Origin of the sequence: Mycobacterium sp. (assembly GCF_052143115.1) — a bacterium.
Taxonomy (GTDB): domain Bacteria; phylum Actinomycetota; class Actinomycetes; order Mycobacteriales; family Mycobacteriaceae; genus Mycobacterium.
This window is the reverse complement of sequence record NZ_JBKQTQ010000293.1, coordinates 20,571-35,000: the sequence shown is the minus strand read 5'-3', so window position 1 is coordinate 35,000 and position 14,430 is coordinate 20,571. Positions and strand designations below refer to the sequence as shown.

General features: G+C 63.5%; 12 protein-coding genes. 2 read left to right on the top strand and 10 right to left on the bottom strand.

Going from position 1 to position 14,430, the window contains the following annotated elements; genetic code table 11:
* The first annotated feature begins 16 nt into the window (after positions 1–16).
* Complete coding sequence (locus tag ACLQI9_RS28930; RefSeq protein WP_442384496.1) at positions 17–1,615, top strand: stealth family protein; 1,599 nt, start codon at positions 17–19, stop codon at positions 1,613–1,615.
* A gap of 25 nt (positions 1,616–1,640) precedes the next feature.
* Here the strand turns inward: ACLQI9_RS28930 and ACLQI9_RS28925 are convergent, their stop codons facing one another.
* Positions 1,641–2,819 carry an MFS transporter gene (locus ACLQI9_RS28925; protein ID WP_442384477.1) on the bottom strand — a complete coding sequence of 393 codons (1,179 nt, stop codon included), beginning with the start codon at positions 2,817–2,819 and terminating at the stop codon, positions 1,641–1,643.
* Between the two features lie 50 nt (positions 2,820–2,869).
* Positions 2,870–3,913, bottom strand: coding sequence for an amidohydrolase family protein (locus ACLQI9_RS28920; protein WP_442384479.1), 1,044 nt, complete (start codon positions 3,911–3,913; stop codon positions 2,870–2,872).
* Positions 3,914–4,073: 160 nt separating this feature from the next.
* On the opposite strand from ACLQI9_RS28920, the gene ACLQI9_RS28915 reads away from it, so the two are divergent.
* On the top strand, positions 4,074–4,694 hold the full coding sequence (locus tag ACLQI9_RS28915) for a hypothetical protein (RefSeq protein WP_442384481.1): 621 nt from the start codon (positions 4,074–4,076) through the stop codon (positions 4,692–4,694).
* A gap of 13 nt (positions 4,695–4,707) precedes the next feature.
* Here the strand turns inward: ACLQI9_RS28915 and ACLQI9_RS28910 are convergent, their stop codons facing one another.
* The 8 genes from ACLQI9_RS28910 to ACLQI9_RS28875 form a co-directional block, all read right to left on the bottom strand.
* A complete protein-coding gene (locus ACLQI9_RS28910; protein WP_442384483.1) occupies positions 4,708–5,160 on the bottom strand; it encodes a universal stress protein in 453 nt (150 codons plus the stop codon).
* Between the two features lie 130 nt (positions 5,161–5,290).
* Entirely contained in the window at positions 5,291–5,788 is a 498-nt protein-coding gene (locus ACLQI9_RS28905) for a type II toxin-antitoxin system Phd/YefM family antitoxin (RefSeq protein WP_324440664.1), read from the bottom strand.
* 355 nt (positions 5,789–6,143) lie between these two features.
* Positions 6,144–7,694, bottom strand: coding sequence for an MCE family protein (locus ACLQI9_RS28900; protein WP_442392494.1), 1,551 nt, complete (start codon positions 7,692–7,694; stop codon positions 6,144–6,146).
* Positions 7,688–8,842: a virulence factor Mce family protein gene (locus ACLQI9_RS28895; RefSeq protein WP_442384498.1), complete on the bottom strand. Its 1,155-nt coding sequence runs from the start codon at positions 8,840–8,842 to the stop codon at positions 7,688–7,690. Before ACLQI9_RS28895 ends, ACLQI9_RS28900 begins: the two co-directional genes overlap by 7 nt.
* Before the next feature lie 62 nt (positions 8,843–8,904).
* On the bottom strand, positions 8,905–10,518 hold the full coding sequence (locus ACLQI9_RS28890) for a virulence factor Mce family protein (RefSeq protein WP_442384488.1): 1,614 nt from the start codon (positions 10,516–10,518) through the stop codon (positions 8,905–8,907).
* Complete coding sequence (locus ACLQI9_RS28885) at positions 10,515–12,086, bottom strand: MCE family protein (RefSeq protein ID WP_442392493.1); 1,572 nt, start codon at positions 12,084–12,086, stop codon at positions 10,515–10,517. The genes ACLQI9_RS28890 and ACLQI9_RS28885 overlap by 4 nt, the downstream gene beginning before the upstream one ends.
* On the bottom strand, positions 12,083–13,126 hold the full coding sequence (locus tag ACLQI9_RS28880; RefSeq protein ID WP_442392492.1) for a virulence factor Mce family protein: 1,044 nt from the start codon (positions 13,124–13,126) through the stop codon (positions 12,083–12,085). The genes ACLQI9_RS28885 and ACLQI9_RS28880 overlap by 4 nt, the downstream gene beginning before the upstream one ends.
* Positions 13,123–14,430 carry an MCE family protein gene (locus ACLQI9_RS28875; protein WP_442377421.1) on the bottom strand — a complete coding sequence of 436 codons (1,308 nt, stop codon included), beginning with the start codon at positions 14,428–14,430 and terminating at the stop codon, positions 13,123–13,125. The genes ACLQI9_RS28880 and ACLQI9_RS28875 overlap by 4 nt, the downstream gene beginning before the upstream one ends.

The following is a 14,430-nucleotide window of genomic DNA, read 5'->3' as shown; positions in this document are numbered from 1 at the left end:
GAGGACGGTTTTTGTGATGGCCAATGTCGCCTCGGGCAAAGGTGTTCGACCCGTTCAGAGCACCGACAAGCCCGTCATCGTCTCTCGCAGCGGAAGAGTCGCACGTCTGGAGTCCAGCCTGACCCCGCATGAGGCGCAGATCGAGGATCTTGTTTTTGTCCGGAAGATCCTAAAAAAGGCGAATATTCCGTTCTTGTTGATCCGCGATCACAAGAACCGTCCGGTTCTCGCCATCGATATCGAACTGCGTTCAGCAGTCGAGACCGAGCTGACGACCGCTTGCGCCAGCGAACCGATGTACGCCAAAACAGTTGATGTTCGCGGCCTTTCGCCTGTATTAATGGCCCACGGCAGGCTGTCCAGATTGGATGATCCGCGTATCGTGCGGCTGTATCGGCGGCGGATCGCGCCCGGCGGCTTTCGGTACGGCTCCAAGTTCGGCGTCGAGCTGCAATTCTGGGCCTACGAGGAGACGGTGATCCATTGCCCCGTCGAGAACTCGCTGACGCGTACGGTGCTGCCGCGGCGAGAAGCCGTGCCCGCAACCGCAAAGCTCTACGGATATAAATGGCCGACTATCAAGGGGATGTTCACCCCACATACCAGCGACGTGACGTTTGACATCGACATGGTGTTCTCCTGGGTCGACGGCAGTGACCCGGAGTTTCGGGCCCGCCGGGCGGCGCAGATGTCGGAGGTTGTGGTCGGTGAAGGCGACGAGGCCGAAGCGCGCATTCGGCAGATCGACGAGTTGAAGTACGCGCTGCGGTCGGTGAACATGTTTGCGCCGTGGGTGCGGCGGATCTTCGTTGCGACCGATTCGGTCCTTCCGTCCTGGCTGGCCGAGCACCCCAAAATCACCATTGTTCGCGCGACAGAACACTTCTCGGATCCAGCCGCGTTACCCACCTACAACTCGCATGCGATCGAGAGCCAACTTCAGAACATTCCAGAGCTGGCTGAGCATTTCCTGTACTCCAATGACGACATGTTTTTCGGCCGACCGCTCAGAGCCAGCGTGTTCTTCTCGCCCGGCGGGGTGACGAGGTTCATCGAAGCCAAGACCCGGATAGGGCTCGGCGCCAACGATCCCACCCGCAGCGGCTTTGAAAACGCGGCCCGGGTCAACCGACAGCTGCTCTTCGAGCGATTCGGACAGGTCACCACCCGCCATCTGGAACACACTGCAGTTCCGTTGCGCAAAAGCATACTGAGGGAGATGGAACGAGAATTCCCAGAAGAATTCGCCCGCACTCAGGCCAGCGCGTTTCGGTCCAACACCGACATCTCGGTCACCAACTCGTTCTACCACTATTACGCGCTGATGACCGGGCGCGCTGTCCAACAAGAAAAAGCCAAAGTGCTGTACGTGAACACCACCACCCGCGAAGGACTCGATCTACTTCCCGAGCTGCGAAAGAGACGCCGGTATCACTTCTTCTGCCTCAACGACAGCAGCTTCCCGGAAGTCTCGGCGGTCGAGCGCACCGAACGGGTCACCGATTTCCTTGACCGGTATTTCCCCATACCCGCTCCCTGGGAGAAGGTCACCGCTGACATCGATCAGCCCGGTTTTGCCGAGCCGATGACGTTGACGCCATCGAACGGTGCGTGAAGAGCGGATAGCGTAAACGGCCGGGTCAGCCAGTGGTGTGGACGCTCACCCTGGAAGCTGCCGGAACCACTGGCGCCGATCTGGGCTTGAGGATCATGCTGGTCGCAAAGGCGGCGATGCCGATGGCGACGCAGATCCACAACGCCGAGTGGTAGGTCGCCTTTGTCCCCTCCCCGACAACTGTTCCAGCCCAGGTGAATCCGAGCGAGCCGCCGATACCGAACGCGGCGTTGCAGATTCCCGGCAGTGACCCCGGTTCATCCTCGGGCACCTGTATGACACCCAACGCGGCCAGCGGCGTCAGTGTCACACCCATGGCTGCGCCGAACCCAATCATGATCAGGATGACCATGTTTCGTTCGAGCGTGAAGACCGCGAGCAGGGCGACGACGGTCACCGCGCAGACGATTCCCGCCCGCAGCACCGTCACGAAGCCGATCCGGTGGTGCTCAAGCACTTCCAGCACGCTGCTCGACACCGCGACCCCGACTCCGGCGAGCGTGACGAGCGACGTCAGGGTGACACCGGCGGCTTCGCCGGCCCGCTCGGGTGCGACGACCGCCTGGGTCGCCACCGTGGTGAACGCGTAGACGAAGCCCATCGTGAAGCCACATGCCGTCAGCGCGGCCAGGTACACCGCGAAGTTGTTGGCGGCCGCCAGCACGGCGAGCGACGCCGCGGCGGCGGTGCAACCAATGCCCATGACCGCAAAGGGTTTATTGCGCGATGCCAGACGTCCGGATACCGGGCCGCCCAGCGCCGCTCCCACGGACGGTCCGAGGAAAGCCAACCCGGCCATCAACGGGTCCAGTCCGCGTACCTGTTGCAGGTTCATCGTCGACAAGAACACCGTCACCACGTATGCGATGTTGGCAACGGTTCCCGCGACAACCAATGTGGTGAAGCGCGCATTGCGCAGCAGCGACAGGTTGATCAACGGGAAACGCACCCGTGTCTCGACGGCGACGAATGCCGCCAAAAGTGCAACGGAAAGCAAGAATACACCGATCACGGGTGCCGACAGCCATCCCCAGTCCGGCGCTCGGTCAAAGGCGAACGTGAACAACCCGATTCCCAGTGTGATCAGCGCCAGACCACTGAGATCCACACGCCGAGGCACGGTTTCGCCCGACGTCTCGGGAATCGTTTTCATGCCGATGATGAACGCGGTCGCCGCCAATTTCTCGTGCCCCGGCGAGTTCACGAATCGACGATAGGACTGAAAGACCCTCCGTTGAAGGCGAATCGCTGAGCCTAATTCGACAGTTTGAGCAAACGCTCGGCGTTGAGGTGGGCGATCTTTTCTTTGTCGGCCGGGTTGATGGGCATCTGCTCAAGGAATTGTCGACCGGCTTTCATGCTGGCGAACGGATAGTCGGTGGTGAACACGATCCGGTCGATGCCGATCACGTTGACCATGGCCTGATAGGCGTTGAACGACAGGCTCCAACTGGGATCGACGGCGCCGGGGTCTTGGTCCGCGAACTCGCCGGCCAGGATGCCGCCGTAGAAGTTCTCCCGAAGGTATTCCTTGATGGTGCGTTTGAGGCCGGTCTGCTTAACCGGAAACGAATAGTCCGCCCGCCACGCCATCCAACTCAAGGCCTCGAACTGGTGACCCACGATGATCTGCAGCCGCGGAAACCGGTCGAACACTCCCCCGAGGATCAGTCGAAGGCAGTGGATCCCGGTGTCGATATGCCAGCCGGCCCCCGCGATGGACAGCATCGCCGACACCCCCGGGGCGAAGCCCCTGTAGTAGGCGTCGATCACCGGCAGGGGCGGCACGGTGGGATGCAGATAGATCGGCACGCCTAGCGTCTCGGCGGATTCGAACACCGGCCAAAAGAACTTGTCGTCAAGGTAACGGCCGTTGACGTGGCCATTGATCAGCGCACCGACAAAACCGTCGTCGCGCACGGCGCGATCGAGTTCGGCTGCGGCAGCGTCGGGGTCGCCCATCGGCAGGGTGGCAAAGCCACGGAGCCGGCCGGGGTGTTGAGTGACCGCAGCTGCCACGGCGTCGTTGGCCTGCCTGGCCAGCTGCACCGCCAGCGGCACCTCCACGGCCTCCGCACCGGGAACGTTGGACAGGATCTGGACGTCGATGCCGGCCGCGTCCATGGCGGCAATCCGATGTTCTCCCAGATCAAGAATGCCTGTCGGCCACCCGCCGTCAGCGTCGCTGTCCTCGAAGCGTCCGCTGCGCATCGTGTCGAACAATTTCCGGGGACTGTTCGGATTCGCTTCGGCGATAGCCGGAAGCACCCAGTGCTCTTCGAAACCAATGATCTTCATGACATCCACTGAACCACTGCCGTCGGGGCGCGTCCGGTGGGACTTTGGACCCCCTGATCAAGGGCCCTACGGCGCGGGCGTCCGAGGCAAACGACTCTCGCGGGCGACGGTGCCCGAGGCGAAACATCGCAGAAGGTTAGTCACATCAAGGGAGCCCGTTATGGCCACGCCCGGCCGTCACCGCGTACCGGTGCGCTCCGCGCGCAAGGGCGGTGAGCGCCAACGCCGTGAACTGGTCGCAGCGGCGAGCGGGGCGGTCCTGTTGGTCGTCATCGCCGTGCTGTCGGCGTGGGCACACCACAGTTTGTCCACTGTGCGGCCGGCTTCACCGCACGCCGCTGCGGCGCAACCGGCGAACTCGGTTAGCCCACCGCTGCCGCCTCTGCCGACGGGCACGTCGGTGCGGGCATGGCTCACCGACGCCAAGCCGTCGATCATTGATGTGTTCGGCGCGGCAGACAACCTCGTCACTGCTGCGAGGCTAGGCGACATCGCCGAGACGGGCGCAGCGTGCCCAACCGCCGCGGGTGCGGTAGCGAACTTGCAACACCACATGCCGAGCCCGGACCCGACGCTGAATGCCAAGTTGCAACAGGCAATTACCAGCTACCACGTAGGGATTCGCCACTGCGTCTCAGGGACGCAACACCGGGACCCCATAGAAATTGGGGAGGCCACGGTCTATGTCAAACAGGGAAGCACCGACCTGCAGGCAGCGGTCGGCATTATCGAAGACGACCTATCTTCCGAGGCGCGCGACCATCGCGTGTGGATTGTGTAGCTCCACTGCCGGGTCAGCCAGTGGTATGAACGATCAGTACATCGATCTTGGACCTGGTGGCGATAGCTCCGGGGACCGAGAACACCCGCCCGATGAGCGCGGATCGCGCGTCCAGTCCCACATTGCCAACCACCAGCAGATCGGCCCCAACCTCCTCGGCAAGGTCCACCAGCGCATGTACTGGTGCAGCCTTAATCGGCCGGTCCTCGATGTTCTTCGCCCCGGCCGCCTTTGCTCGGTCGCGGGCATCATGCAACATCGCGTAGGTTGGCGCGTTGCCGCGCACCTTGTAGCCCTCCTCCCCGAGGATGTCGGCCGCGCGCAAATCGTCCGGGTGAGGGGAGTAGCCCGTCGCAATGATCAGCTTCGCGTTCGTGTCGGCGGCAATCGTGGCCGCACGCTCGACCGCGCGCAGTGACGACTCTGAGCCATCAGTGCCGACCACCACAGTCCGATAGGCCGTCATTTGCCCTCCGCAGCGTCGTTTGCAATACCACCAGCGACAATAACGCTCCTACGCATCAGGACCTGGAAATTCCGCGTAATGGATGCGGCGCTGGCAAAAGCGGCGCCTGGCTCGCGCACTCATGGCCCGATCAGGCTGTCCTGCGGGGGTCGTTCCCAGCGGCTGACACGATGCGAGCAACCAGCTTGCCACCACGGACGACCTCAATCGTCTGCCCTGTCGCAACCCTGTCGAAATAACGCCCCGCACGCTTTCGCAGTTCGTCAAGCTCGATCTGCCCACCAGCGTCCGCCGGGACCGGGGTCATCCGCGAGTCACCTGCCGACACGATCCGCGCCAGTAACTTGCCGCCACGGACAACATAAATCGTCTCCCCGGCGGCAACCCGATCGAAACACCGCCCGGCACGCGTTCGCAGCTCATCAAGCCCGACCCACCCACCAGCGTCCGGTGCCACGGCCTTGACAGATCGCTCCGGGATCGGAGCCACCCTCCCGTCACCGACCGACTCGATCCGGGCCACCAGCTTGCCGTGACGGACGACATCAATCGTCTCCCCGGCGCCAACCCGATCGAGATACGTCCACGCGTTACTCCGGAGTTGGCCTAAGCCAATCACTTCCGGCATTTCGCTCCGATCTCTGTGTTCACCAACTGGCCCGCGCGGTGTCGAACCAGCTGTGTGCTCAGAGCACACCGCGGTGCGCTCCGATTCAGGGCACTCAGAGCGTTCCGACCTTGCCAGCGCATCACGTCGAGTATATGACTGTACGTGCGGTCAGTGTCAAGAGTCCGACCAGGGCCAAACGATGAGTCGGGGAAGCTGCACGATGAGCTTCGTGCAAATGAGCCGGCCTGAGTTCACGTATCCGCGACGTCTCAAGGTCATCGAAGTCTCACGGGCCCAACGGCGTAACGCATTGAGCCAGCTTTTCAGTGACTTCCTCCGACTCTTTCGGACGAGTCGTCGGCATCGGTGCGGTTCAGCCGGCTGGCGCCAGCATATCCTTCCAACCGTCGTCTCCTGTTTTCCTCGAATCTTCGACCGCGTACTTGGCACCGTCGGGCGCTACCAGTTCACCGCTCTGTGGACTGTAGACGGCGGTGGGAGGCCCGCTGGGGATGTAGACGCAGGGGTTTGGCTGCTGCCCATTGCATTCCACAGTCCCCGAACCCGGCCGCTGCAGCGGATCGCTGATGGGCGGCGGCGTCCCCGCCACCCTGTCGGAAGGCGCCGGGTTGAGGCCGGTGTTGATCGACGGCGCGGGTATCACGTGGCCGGGATCTACCGGCTGATCGCATCGCGCGCCCGGTGCCGGGCAGTTCCTGATCTGATTGGGGTCGCCGTACCACGGGTTAGTGCCCAGCGGCTCATATGGTTTGTTGCTGCGGCATTCCTGTGGCGTCGCGGCGTGTTTACCGGGAACATCGACACACGGAAGGTTGCGTGCCCCGCGCACGGCGTTGGCCGCAGCGTCCTGCGGGATCTTGCAATATGTTCCGGACGGCATGGGCTGCAGGCTGGTGTCCGCCGGAGACCGCCACTGAGGTGCCGGGAGAAAGCCGGTCAGACACGGCGGGGGCTGGTTGATCGTCAGCGCGGTGTCGAGCGCAGCGTAGCCCGGGAACGCCGCCGTTACCGTCTGGCCTTCGGCGCCGCCCTGCGGATAGGCCACCAGCAGTTGCTCGACGCCCTTGTGGTAGCGCTTGAGCATCTCCAGGATGATCTCGAGATTCGCCAGTGTCTGCGGCAGCGTGTCGCGGACGTCGCTGAACACCTCGTTGATCTGGTCGGCGGTCGGCGCCCCTTGGGTGAGGATGCTTTGCACGTGCTGGTCGTTCTCGGCGGTTTGCGCGGCCAGGATGTTCAGGTTGTGCGCCCAGCGCGCGATCGCGTCACCGGAGTCGACCTGGCTGTCCAGGATTGGCCCGGAGTTTTCGATGATGTCGTCAACGTCGCCGATGTTGGTCTTGAAGTCGCTGGCAATCGCCTGGGTCGCGTCGACTAGCCGTTGCAGCGCGGGCCCCAACCCGCCGACCGCTTGGGCTGTCTCGTCGAGCAGTCGACTGATCTTGTCCTTGGGCAGCGCGGCCAGCCCGCGGTTGGCGGCGTCCAGCGCCGGCCCGATCTCAGCGGGCACGGTGCCTTTGGTGATGGTCTGGCCCGGCGAGAAGTATTCACCCGGGTTGCCTACCGACACCAGGTCCAGATACTGCTCACCAACCGCCGACACCGAATGCACATTCGCCGATGCGTCGATCGGGACCTTGTACCGGTCGGCAATACTCATGGTCGCCTGCGCGCCGGCCTCGGTCGGCTCGACGGCGGTGACCTTTCCGATGGTTTCACCGCGATAAGTCACGTTGGCCGTCTTGTACAGACCGCCCGACGCGGGCAGGTCCGCCTTCAGGGTGTACTGGCCGATCCCCACATGGCTTGGAATCCGCAGGTAGAACCAGCCCAGCGCAATCGCCGTGATCACACTCAGGATGCTGAACAGGATCAGCTGGCGCCAGATGAAGCGGGTCAGCATTGCCTATCCGCCCTTTCGACCAGCGGCCCGCCGGGGACGTCGTTCGGGTTCGGCGTGTACCGGACGTCGGGGATCATCGTTTCGGGGTCGCGGCCCCACGATTGCTCGAGCGCGCGCAGCGCTCCGGAGAACCCCGTCCCGGTGAGAACCGCGTTATCGACAGCGCTGAGCGTCAGGTCGAGCGTCAGTGACAGGTTGAAGTAGTCGCCGCGGAACGCCTTCGGCACGGCGTCGATATCGAACGGCCGGACGAGGATCAGCTTGAGTGCCTGGATCAGATACGGTGAGGCACGGCCGAGTTCCCTCAACGGGCACTGCAGCGACAGCAGGTCCTGATGGAGGTTGTTCCGCGAGGCGGACAGATATTGGTTGGCAACCTGGCTGAACCCTCCCGTCGCATCAACCGCGTTGATCAAAAGGTTCTGTTTGTCGGCGAAATGCTTGATCAGCGGCGGGAATTCGGTGAGAACCCGATCGAGAACGTCCGAGCGGGGACCCACGTAGGTCAACAGCCGGTTGGTTGAATCGATGGCTCGGGTGATGTCATCGCGTTGCTCGTCGAGTCGTGCGGTGAAGGTGTCCAGCTTGCCGAGGAAGGCACGGATCACGTCGGCCCGCCCGTGCACGATGTTGTAGACCTCGTTCTGCACCACTTCGAGGTTCGGGATGCCGCCCCCGCGCAAGATAATGGCGAAACTGGCCAGCGTCTGCTCGGTGGTGGGGTAAGCGGACGAATTCTTCAGCGGGATGGTGTCGCCGTCCTTCAGCAGTTCGGGCGACGGGTTGGGCGGCGCAGCCAGTTCCACATGCTGAGAACCCAGCAGGGTTGACAGCCCGATCTTGGCGGTGGCGTTTTTGGGTAGTTTGACGTTCTTGTCCAGACCCAGCGCCAGCGTGGCGACCCAGTTCTTCAGGTTGATCGCGCGCACTGTGCCGACAAAGACATCGGCCACCCGCACCCGGCTATTGAGGTTTAGGGCCAGCGTGTCGGGCATTTGCACGTAGACGGTGTAGGAGCCGGCCCTGGTGCCCGGGCCGCCGGGCATTGGCACATTCGCGATTCCGTGCCAGTTCGCGCACGAGGTCAGCGCGACGGTCGCCACCAGTAGAGCCAGCCCCTGCCAGGTCCGGTATCGGACCATGCGCATCAGTCGCTTCACCGGCCGTTGGTTCGGCTTGCTCCTCGCGCGTACCGCGCTCATCGCGCGCCTCACGAGCCCGGTCCTGTCGACACGGCCGCCTCGGCGGGTAGCGGTGGTCCGGCAGGCGCGGGCGCCGGCGCAGGCGTTGGCGCGACCGGCCCCGGGACCACGCCCGGTCCGGGCGGCGGCGGGATCGGCACCTGGGGGGGCTGCAGGCCGATGGGTGGCACGACGGGGTACTCGTTGTACGCGTTCGGCGGTCCCGGCGGTGTCTGCAGGTTCGATTGCACCGGTGGGATATCCGGTCCGCCCATGAGTTCGGCCAGCGAATCCGGGGTCAACAGGCCCGCCGTGATTGGATCCACCTGCGTGCCCTGCATGCCCGACGCGACAACCCAGCCGGGCTGGGTGTTGCGGTGCGACAACGGGGTGTCGGGCACCCAGATCCCGGGCACTGTGGTGTCCTTGTATCCGTTCGGCGGCTGCAGCCGCGGCTCGGAGTAGGCGACTTCCTTGGGGAGCGTCTCGGCGGTGCTGAACAGGTTGAGGCCGAACGGGAGGTAGTTGAACTTGATCGCATCGAGGATGGGCGCTAGGTATTGCGCGCAGAGTTCGGCGGATTCTTGATAGCCAAGCCGGCTATCGGCCTGAATCATGCTGCAGATGAACTGCATCGGGTTCGTGAAGTTCGGGATCGCCGGAATAGACACGACCGCGCCGTGCGACGGGTGATAAATCTGGTTGAGGTTCGTCTGCAGCGTCGGGAGAACGTGCAGGCCGGTTTCCAAACCATTCAGCGGCTCGGGTTGGACCAGCGTGGTGGTGACGTTGGCGAGGTTGTCGATGTCGCGCGCGAGCACCTCGCGGTTCTTGGCCAAGAACGGGCGCAGTGTGCCGAGCAGGCCGTCGAACTGCTGTATCGCATTGGCGAGGTCCCGGTCAGACCCGGTTAATCTGTCTGTGAACTGGGCCAGGTTGTTGTTTAATGCGACGAACTGCTGGTCGTCCTTGTGCAGGGCGTTCACGAAAAGCGCCAGGCTGTGCACCACCGCGAAGAAGTCGCCACGACCCTGGTTCAGCGCGGTCAGCGCCCGCGACAGGCTGTCGAACGTGGTGTTGATCTGCTTGCCCTTACCGGCCAGCCCGTCGGCGAACGACTCGATGAGATCACCGAAGGGGCCCTTGGGCTGCTCGGGTGTGGGGCCGAGTTTGGAGATGACGTTGGCGACGCTGTCGCGCAGTTCGTCCCACTCCGTCGGCACCTGTGTGCGCTCGATCGGGATCACCGTGTTATCGGCCATCACCGGACCACTCTTATAGGGCGGCTCCAACTGAATGCTCCGCGACGACACCAGCGTGGGGCTCACAATCACCGCGGACGCATTGGCCGGCACCTTGTACTTGTTGCTGTAATGAAAGATCACCTTCATCTTGTCGCCGGCCGGCACGATCTTGTCGACCGAACCCACGCGAATGCCCATGATCTGGACTTTGTCCCCGGAATAGAGTGCGTTCGCCTCTGGGAAGTAGGCCACCACGGTGTTGTTGGTCAACTTTTGGTACAGGTGGAACCCGACGAACCCGACAAGAACGGCGACCGCCACCGCGAGCGATCCGATGATCACCGATGTCCGAGGCCGCTTCGGCAGGCGCAGGTTGCGTAAGTTAAAGGTGCCGTTCAATTTTGGCTACCTCCTGTGACGCCGCTACCTCCCGCTCCGCCGGGGTTGATGAACGGAGCCGGCAGCTGCGCGCCGGGTCCCGACGGCGGCGCGGATCCCGCTGGCAGCCCGGGCGCGAACGTCGACGGCGGCGGGGTCGGACCGGCCGGTGCCAGGTTTTCGGTGCGCGCTCCCGGCGGCGCGTTGGGCGGCAGTGGCGCCGGCGTGCCCGGGACGTCTGGAGGCGGCTCGCCTGGCCGCCCGGCGATCGGAATGCCCGGTGTGGGGGGCAGGCCGTTGGGGTTCGGTGGCGACGATGCGACGTCGGGCAGCACCGGGTACGGTCCGTTAGGTCCGAATGGACCTTGGTCCTGATTGACGCCCGCACATGGCATCGGGTTGCCGGGCCGCGGCAGCAGCTCCGGCGGCGGCGCATACGAGCACGGCGATCCAGGCGCGACGGCCGGCCCCGGATGATCCGGGGTACCTTCCAGCACCGGCGGTGCCGGCGGCGGTGCACCGTTGGGGAACCGGGTGCCGTTGGGATCGGGGAACTTGAACGCCGGCAGCCCAGCGCTGCGCCAGAAGTCCTCCGGGTCGATACCACGCTTCTTGAACGCGGCGTCGACCCACGGCTGCATGATCCAGTACGGCAGCAGGTTGGCCAGGACTATCTTGAAGTACGGTCCGGACGCGACGGACTCTCCTAGCGATGCCGCGAATTGGCTTACATACTTCAGGCTTTGAGCCAGGTCTTCCTTGCGTGCCACCAGCACGTCGCTGATTGCATGCAACTGCTCCAGCACAGGATTCAAGTTCGGGTTGTCGTTGATGAACCCCTGCACCTGCGCCGAGAAGGCGGAAATGTTCCCCAGCAGCGTGTCGATGGCCCGTCCACGTTCGTTGAACGCGGCCAGCAGCGTCTTCGAGTTGACCAGCAGCCGGTTGATTTGTTCACTGCGGTCACCGAGGACGCTGGCTACCTTGTTGGCCTGAGCGAGCAGGTGCTTGATCTGTTCGTCGCGTTTACCGATGGTGTCGGAGAATTTGGCCAAACCGTCGAGGGCGGGGCTCAGGTGCGAGTAGGTCTGATCGACGGTCTGAGACAACACATTCAGCGACTTTTTGACGGTGTCGATGTTCCAGCCAGTGGCGGCCTTGGTGATGTCGAAGTTCGCATCGTACAGCTGGTAGGGGGTGGTGGTTTGGCCCAGCGGCAAAACGCCCCCGGGCCGCAGCATCTGGGTTCCCCGCGGCTCGATCTCGAGCACCTTCCTACCCAGGATCGTGTCGGTCTTGATCGCCAGCCGGCTCTCGGTGCCGATGGTGTTGCTGCCGATGGAGAACTTGATCGCGACGTGGTCGCCGTCGATCTTGAGCCCCTCAACCTTGCCGACAACCACGCCGGTGATGCGCACCTTGTCGCCCTTGTTCAGTTGACCGGTGCTGGCGAACTGCCCGGAGTAGCTCGGACTGGCAAACAGCATCGGGACGCTGGTGAAGCTTTGGCCGACGGCGACGATGAGCACCAGCACGATGCCGCCCATGAGGCCGACGCGGCTGCGGTTGAATTCCGTCAGTGTTCTCATTGCGGCGTGCACCTACCCGTGGGCTGCTGCCAGATCCGGACCGTGCGCACTGGGCCGCCGGACTGTAGACCGTTCCACTTGATCGTGAGGTCGCACACGTAGAAGTTCACCCAGTCTCCGTAGAGGCCGATGCTGCGTCCGATCAGGTTGAGCGCGGTTGGCGTCTTGTGGATCAGATCGTTGAGCTGATCACTTTGGTCGACGAGCGGCTGCTGAAGGCCCTGCAGGTAGTTGATCTCCTTGTGCAGCAGAGCGCGGTTATCGGCCAGCAGGTCGGCTACTGTTCCCGCGGCATTGCTGATGTTTGCGATGCCGGCGGCCAACGGATCGGCGTGGTTCGTCAGCCCGGTGATCAGTTTCTCGAAGTTGTCGACGGTTTGGTCGAACTCCTTGCGGTGTTTGACCGTCGTGTCCAGCACAATGTTCAGGTTCTTGACCACCTCGCCGATCGCTTGGTCGCGCTCGGCCAGATGCGAGGTGACTTGCGCGGTCTGGTCGAGGATGTCGTTGATGGTGCCGCCCTGACCCTGAAACACGGTGATGATGGCCGACGCGATGGTGTTGACCTTTTCCGGATCGAGCGCCCGGAACAGCGGCTTGAAACCACCGATCAGCGCATCGAGATCCAGCGCTGGTGAAGTTCGCGACAGCGGGATGAGTCCGCCCGGCGGCAGGACCCGGTCAGCGCCCTCACCCGCGCCGCGGTCGAGTTCCACGTACCGGTCACCGATTATGTCGAGATAGCGGATCTGTGCTGTCGTCGACTGATAAAGCGTCAGCGAACGATCGACATCGAAGTCCACCCATGCCCGCCTGCCGGCGTCGACCAGCCGTACCTTCTTGACCTTGCCGATCTCCACTCCGGACGCGCGGACGAACTGACCGTCGCGCAGCCCGCTGGCGTTGCTGAACTCCGCGGAATAGCTGTTGGTGCTGTTGAAGCGCATCTGACCGAACACCACGATGATGGACACGGTGATCAGCAGCAGCACCAACGAGACGATGCCGAGCCTGATGGCGCTGCCGGTGGCGGTTTTCATGGGTTGATCGTGTTGTCCCCGACTTGACGGCCCCAGACGTACTCAATTGCGTACGGTGAGCCGGTATCTACGTGGTTATACGGGGCGATACTCGCGCCGGTATCCATCACCAACTCGGGCGCGGGCCACAGATCCCGGGTGATGGCCTGCCAGCAACCGGGCGCACCCCCCGGCCCACCACGAGCGTTCACCCGCGGCAGATTGTCCGGATAGACATAGGGATTCGGCGCCCCGCCGACCAAGCCGGCGAGCCCTAGCAGTCCCAGTGTGCCCACCGTACCGGCCAAACCCGGGAGCGTCAGTATGCCTCCCAACGCTGACATCAGCTCGGTCATGGTTTTCAGCGCGTAGCCGTTGCCGCCGCCCGTCGTCGCATAGGCCAGGGGTTCTTCGTCGTGGTAGCCGCGGATGGTGCAGAAGAACTCGGGACTGTAGGTGTCCAGCAGCTGGGCGGTGGGCACCAGATCGGCGACCCCCCGCTGCAGGTAGGGCCCGCCCCGGCGGAAGATGTCTTCGCCAGTGTTGCCCAGCCCGGTCGCGGCCAACAATGCGGCATCCAGGTCGGCTTCCTGCCGGTGCAGCGTGCGCGCCGTGATCACCGCGTTGCTGAGAGAGTCGAACAAGTCCGGTGCGGCGTTGGCGTAGGTGTCGCCGAGCGCGGCCAGCTGCTGAATGTCATGGCGGATCTGTGGCATTCGCGGATTGATGTCGTCGAGGATGGCGTTGCCGTTGACGATCGACTGCCCGAACTTGTCGCCCAACCCGTTCAACGCCTCCGCGGCCGCGGCCAACGTCAGATTCAGCTTGACCGGATCCACCTTCTCGGCGATCGAGGTCACCGTCTCGAACAACGAGTTGAACTCCGTCGTCACCGACCTCGCATCGATCACGTGCTGTGGGGTGATACGCTGCGGCACAGGATATTTCGGTGATCTCAACGACACATACTTGTTGCCGAATACCGTGGTCCCCCTGATGTTGGCGTCCACATTGGCCGGAATCAGCCTGATGTACTTCGGATTCACATCCATGGTGATCTTGGCCGCCGGCGTGCCGTCACGCTGGACCTCCGAAACGCCGGCCACCCGGCCGATTTCCACCCCGTTGTAGGTGACCTTCGACCCCGGATCCATCACCAAACCCGACCGGGCGGCCAGCATCGTCAAGGGTGTCTTCGGCGTGAGCCGGCCCCGAAACTGCAGCCACACGAACGCCAACACCAACGCAGCGACCAACAAGAACACCACAGCCGCCCTCTTATAGGGCGGGATAAGTGGCGGGTTCTCCTTCAGCGGGGTCGTCAT